The organism is Pseudorhodobacter sp. (genome assembly GCF_030452865.1).
Taxonomy (GTDB): Bacteria; Pseudomonadota; Alphaproteobacteria; order Rhodobacterales; family Rhodobacteraceae; genus Pseudorhodobacter.
The window spans coordinates 1-4,981 of the sequence record NZ_JAKDLJ010000276.1 but is presented as its reverse complement, the minus strand read 5'-3'; the positions used below and the strand labels follow the sequence as shown (position 1 = coordinate 4,981).

Here is a 4,981-nt window from a genome sequence, read left to right as displayed (position 1 = left end):
CTGGATAGATGTTTGGACGATGATATGCGGCCCTGACGGCAGCAACAGCAAAACGCAAGGGATACGGGTTTGGCGATCTGGAAACAGCTTCTCGGTATTATTGTTCTGCTCGGTCTGGTCGGGTTCGGGGTTGTCGCCTATGTGCCGGGCGGGCGCGCCTATCTGGAAACGGCGGGCCTGCTGGCTGCGAAGTCGGATGCCGCTGCACCGCAGGCTGACGCCACAAAAAACCCTGCGGGCGCGGGTGGCCCCGGCAGGGGTGGCGGCGCGCGCATGGCTTTGGTGGTGTTGCAACCCGCGACCGAGGCGGTGATCAATGACCGGCTGTCGACGCTTGGCACCGGGTCCGCGGTGCAATCGGCGGTGTTGATGCCATCTACCTCCGGCACCCTGACCGAGGTGCGAGTCACCTCCGGCGCGCAGGTCACAGCGGGGCAAGTGATTGCAATGCTGGACCCGGCGAGTGCGCAGGTCGCCTATGACGCCGCCAAGATCGTGCTCGACGATGCCAGACGCACGTTGGAACGCAACCAACGGCTTGGCAGCGGGTCGGTGGTTTCGGCCACCCAGTTGCAGGCGTTGGATGTCACCACACAGCAAGCCGAACTTGCGCTTCGCAAGACCGAAATCGAGTTGAAAAACCGCGAGATCGTCTCTCCGATCAACGGCACGCTTGGGCTGGTGCAGGTCGATCCCGGCGGTGAAGTAACGGCTTCCAGCGTGATCGCATCGGTTCAGGACATGAGCAAGATCAAAGTCAGCTTTTCACTGCCCGAACGCTTTGTTGGCCGCGTGGCGGTCAACGATCCGGTCAGTGCGATTCCGGTATCGCTGCCCGCGCTTGATGTGACTGCAACAATAACCGCGATTGATAACCGCGTCGATCCGGCGACCGGCAGTTTTGAGGTCGAAGCCATCATCGTCAATGACAAGGCGCTGCTGCGTCCGGGGATGACTTTCACAATGGCGATGCAGTTTCCGGGTGACACATTCGTGGCCGTGCCGCCGCTCGCGATCCAGTGGGGGTCTGATGGGGCATATATCTGGCAAGTGGTGGACGGAAAGGCACATCGCATCGACGTGCGGATCGTGCAACGCAATGCAGAAAACGTGCTGGTGGCGGGGGGCGTTGCTGTTGGTGACCAGATCGTGACGGAGGGGTTGGAAACGCTGAAGGACGGGGCGCAGGTTCGTGTCTTTGGGACACCGCAGACGGATGAAGCCGGCGCCGGGAAACCGGCAGGAAAAACACCATGAGCAGGCTGATAAAGCCGAGCCAAGGGGCAGCACTGGCAGCCCTTTTCGTGCGCCGGCCGGTTCTGGCCTTCGTGCTGAATGCAATCATCATGGTGGCGGGCATCGCGGCGCTTTTGGGAACGCAGGTGCAGGAATTGCCCAATGTCAGCCGTCCGATTGTGACGGTGAACACCAACTATGCCGGGGCATCGGCGGATACCGTTGACAGTGCCGTGACCGATGTGATCGAAGGGGCGGTTGCGCGGGTGTCGGGTGTGACGGGGCTTTCTTCCAGCTCGCGCTATGGTTCCAGCCGGACAACGATTGAGTTTGACCAGTCGGTTGATCTGAACATTGCGGCATCCGACGTGCGCGACGCGGTTTCGCGCGCGGTGCGCAACCTGCCGGATGAAGCGGAAACGCCAACGGTGGTGAAGGCTGACAGCAATTCCTCCGCCATCATGCGGCTTGCGGTGACCTCCGATACTTTGGGGCGTGGGCGGCTGACCGATCTGGTCAATGATACCATTGTGGATCGTCTGGCGGCGGTGAACGGCGTTGCCGATGTGCAGGTTTACGGTGATCAGGCACAGGTGGTGACGGTGGATATCAACCCCGCCGCCCTTGCCGCGCGCGGGTTGACACTGGCCGATCTGCGCTCGGTGCTCGGCTCGGCTTCGTATGATACGCCGGCGGGCAAGCTGAATGCCGCGAACCAGAATATTATTGTCCGGGCCACGGGGGACGTTCTGACCACCGCACAGATGGAGAATATCGAGATCAAACCCGGTGTGCGGGTGCGTGATGTGGCCAGCGTCTATCTGGCCCCTGAAACCGGGACCACTTCAATCCGGGCGCAAGGCAAAAGCGGGATCGGGCTTGGCATTGTCGGTCAGGCACAATCGAACACCATCCAGATTTCCGAAGGGGTGCGCGCGGCGGTGGAGGATATTCGCACGACTTTGCCCAAAGGTGTCAACCTCGCGGTCAGTTCCGATGATGCGGTGTTTATTCAAGGTGCGGTGGATGAGGTGCTGCGCGCGATGTTCTTTTCGGTGCTGATCGTGACGGCAATCATCTTTGTGTTCCTGCGCGATTGGCGGGCGACACTGATCCCGGCGGTTTCGATGCCGGTGGCCCTTGGCGGCGCGATGGCGGGGCTTTATCTGGCAGGATTTTCCATCAACATTCTGACACTGTTGGCTTTGGTGTTGGCAACCGGGCTTGTGGTCGATGATGCGATCATCGTGTTGGAAAACATCGTGCGCCAGCGCAGCCTTGGCTACAAGGCGCGCGCGGCGGCGGTGCTCGGCACGCAAGAAGTGTATTTCGCGGTTCTGTCCACGACAGTCACGCTGGCGGCGGTCTTTGTGCCGATTGCGTTTCTGCCCGGTCAAGTCGGCGCGCTCTTTGCCGAATTTGGTTATACGCTCGCGATCGCGGTGATGTTTTCATCCGTGGTGGCGCTGTCGCTGACCCCTATGATGGCGGCGCGGATGCTTGGCGCAGTCAAAGCCAAACCCGCCGAACCAGGGCTGATTGCGCGGTTCGGCATGTGGCTCGCGCGATTTTACGCATGGTCGCTGCATCACGCTTTGCAGGTGCCTTTGGTTGTCCTGACCCTTGCCGGGATCGTCGCTTTTACTGCCTTTGTCGGCTTTGGCACCCTGCGGCAGGAGTTGACACCGCCCGAGGATCGTTCTGGCATCTTCATCCGGGTCAACGCGCCGCAGAACGTCAGCCTGACCTATACCCAAGGCAAGATGCAGCAGATCGAACGGCTGATGCAACCGTTGCGCGATGCGGGTGAAATTGCAAATGTGTTTTCGATCAGCGGCTTCGGTGGCAGCACCAATCGCGGCTTCATCGCCGTAACCCTTGCGCAGCAAGACGCGCGCGCGCGCGGTCAGCAGGAAATTGCCGCCGATATCAACCGCTTTATCGCACAAGTGCCGGGGGTCCGGGCCTTTGCCATATCACCTAACTCGCTTGGGGTGCGGGGCGGCGGCAACGGGTTGCAATTCGCCCTTGTCGGCACCAGCTACGACACGCTTGCAGGCGCCGCCGATCAGGTCGTCGACAGGCTTTCCGCCGATCCGCGTTTCGGCAATGTCAACAGTTCCTATGACACCACGCAAGCGCAGGTGCGGGTGCGCATCGACCGCGAACGCGCGGATACGCTTGGCATCGACATCACCGGGATCGGCGCGACCCTGCAAACCATGCTCGACGGCTTGTCCATCGGGGATTTCATCATTGATGACATCAACTACCCGATCCACCTTCAGGCCAGCGCGCAGCCGATCAATGATCCGACGGACCTGACCAACATTTTTGCGAAAACCAGGTCGGGCAAATATATTCCGCTGTCGGAATTCGTGCATGTCACCGAAGGCTCCGCCGCGCCGTCGCTCGACCGTGAACAGCAACGCCGCGCAATCACCATTACGGCGGGGTTGAGCGACGGGTTCGCCATCGGCACGGCCTATTCGGCTGCGCGCACGCTGCTGCTACCCGATCTGCCGCCCGGCGTTTCAATCATTCCGCTGGCCGAGGCGGCGACGATTGACACCAATGCCAACGGGCTGGCGACGACCTTCGGCTTTGCCGCCCTGATCATTCTGCTGGTGCTGGCGGCGCAGTTTGAAAGTTTTGTCAGTGCGGCGATCATCATGGTGACGGTGCCTTTTGGCCTTGCCTGCGCGGTGTTTGCGCTGCTGCTGACGGGTGGGTCATTGAATGTATATTCCGAAATCGGGTTGGTGCTTTTGGTCGGCATCATGGCCAAAAACGGGATTCTGGTGGTCGAATTTGCCAACCAGTTGCGCGACGATGGGCTTTCAGTGCGCGATGCAATTGAGCGCGCCAGCGCGATCCGCCTGCGCCCGATCATGATGACAAAACTGGCAACCATTCTGGGGGCGGTGCCGCTGATCCTTGCGCATGGGCCGGGGGCAGAGGCGCGAGAGGCGCTGGGTTGGGTGATTGTCGGCGCGCTCGGTTTTGCCGCTGTTTCAACGCTCTATCTGACGCCCGCAACCTATCTGCTGTTCGCGGGCCTGTCGAAACCGCGCGCGCATGAGGCGCAGGAACTGGACGACGAATTGGCGCAAGCAATGGCTGCGGACGCCCCGGTGTGAGGGGTTCCGCAGCCCGCGCCTTCAAGCCGCTTTCAGCTTGACGCCGGTAATCACCGCCGTTTCCGAGAGTTGCTCCACGAAATCACGCGCGGCGTTTGCCCAAGCGGCTTTTTCCAGCATTTCGGTGATGCGGGGGGCGACTGCCTCAAACGGCAGAATTTCCCCGGGCGCGCGGGCATCCAGACGGATGATATGCAAGCCGTAACGCGTCGGCACCGGGGCGGGGCTGATCTTGCCTTGCGCCAGCGCATCCATCGCCGCCTCAAACTCCGGCACGGTATCGCCGGTCATCAACTGCCCCAAACGCCCACCAGATGCGCGCGAGGAACAGGCACTATTTTCCCGCGCCAGATTGTCGAAGGCGCGCGGATTGCGGTGGAGTTCCGACAACAACATCTCGGCCTGCGCTTGCGCATTTGCCAAAGCGGTGGCATCGCCGGGGCGCACGGGTAGCAGGATATGGGCTGCTTCATACAGCGTCGGCGCGCGCCATTGCTCCGGTGTGGCAGCATAGGCGGCGTGGATTTCGGCATTGCTTGGGGTCGCCGGCGCAATCGCCACCTCCAACACCTGACGCACCAATGCTTCATCCTCGGTTTCCACTT

3 protein-coding genes are annotated in these 4,981 nt (G+C 61.3%); 2 read left to right on the top strand and 1 reads right to left on the bottom strand.

The window, feature by feature from the left end; genetic code table 11:
* The first annotated feature begins 69 nt into the window (after nucleotides 1–69).
* Entirely contained in the window at nucleotides 70–1,257 is a 1,188-nt protein-coding gene (locus L0H65_RS14400; RefSeq protein WP_301459741.1) for an efflux RND transporter periplasmic adaptor subunit, read from the top strand.
* Entirely contained in the window at nucleotides 1,254–4,376 is a 3,123-nt protein-coding gene (locus tag L0H65_RS14395) for an efflux RND transporter permease subunit (protein ID WP_301459740.1), read from the top strand. Before L0H65_RS14400 ends, L0H65_RS14395 begins: the two co-directional genes overlap by 4 nt.
* A 21-nt stretch (nucleotides 4,377–4,397) precedes the next feature.
* On the opposite strand, the gene L0H65_RS14390 is transcribed toward L0H65_RS14395, so the two are convergent.
* A partial coding sequence (locus L0H65_RS14390; RefSeq protein ID WP_301459739.1) for a peptidylprolyl isomerase occupies nucleotides 4,398–4,981 on the bottom strand: 584 nt, incomplete at its 5' end.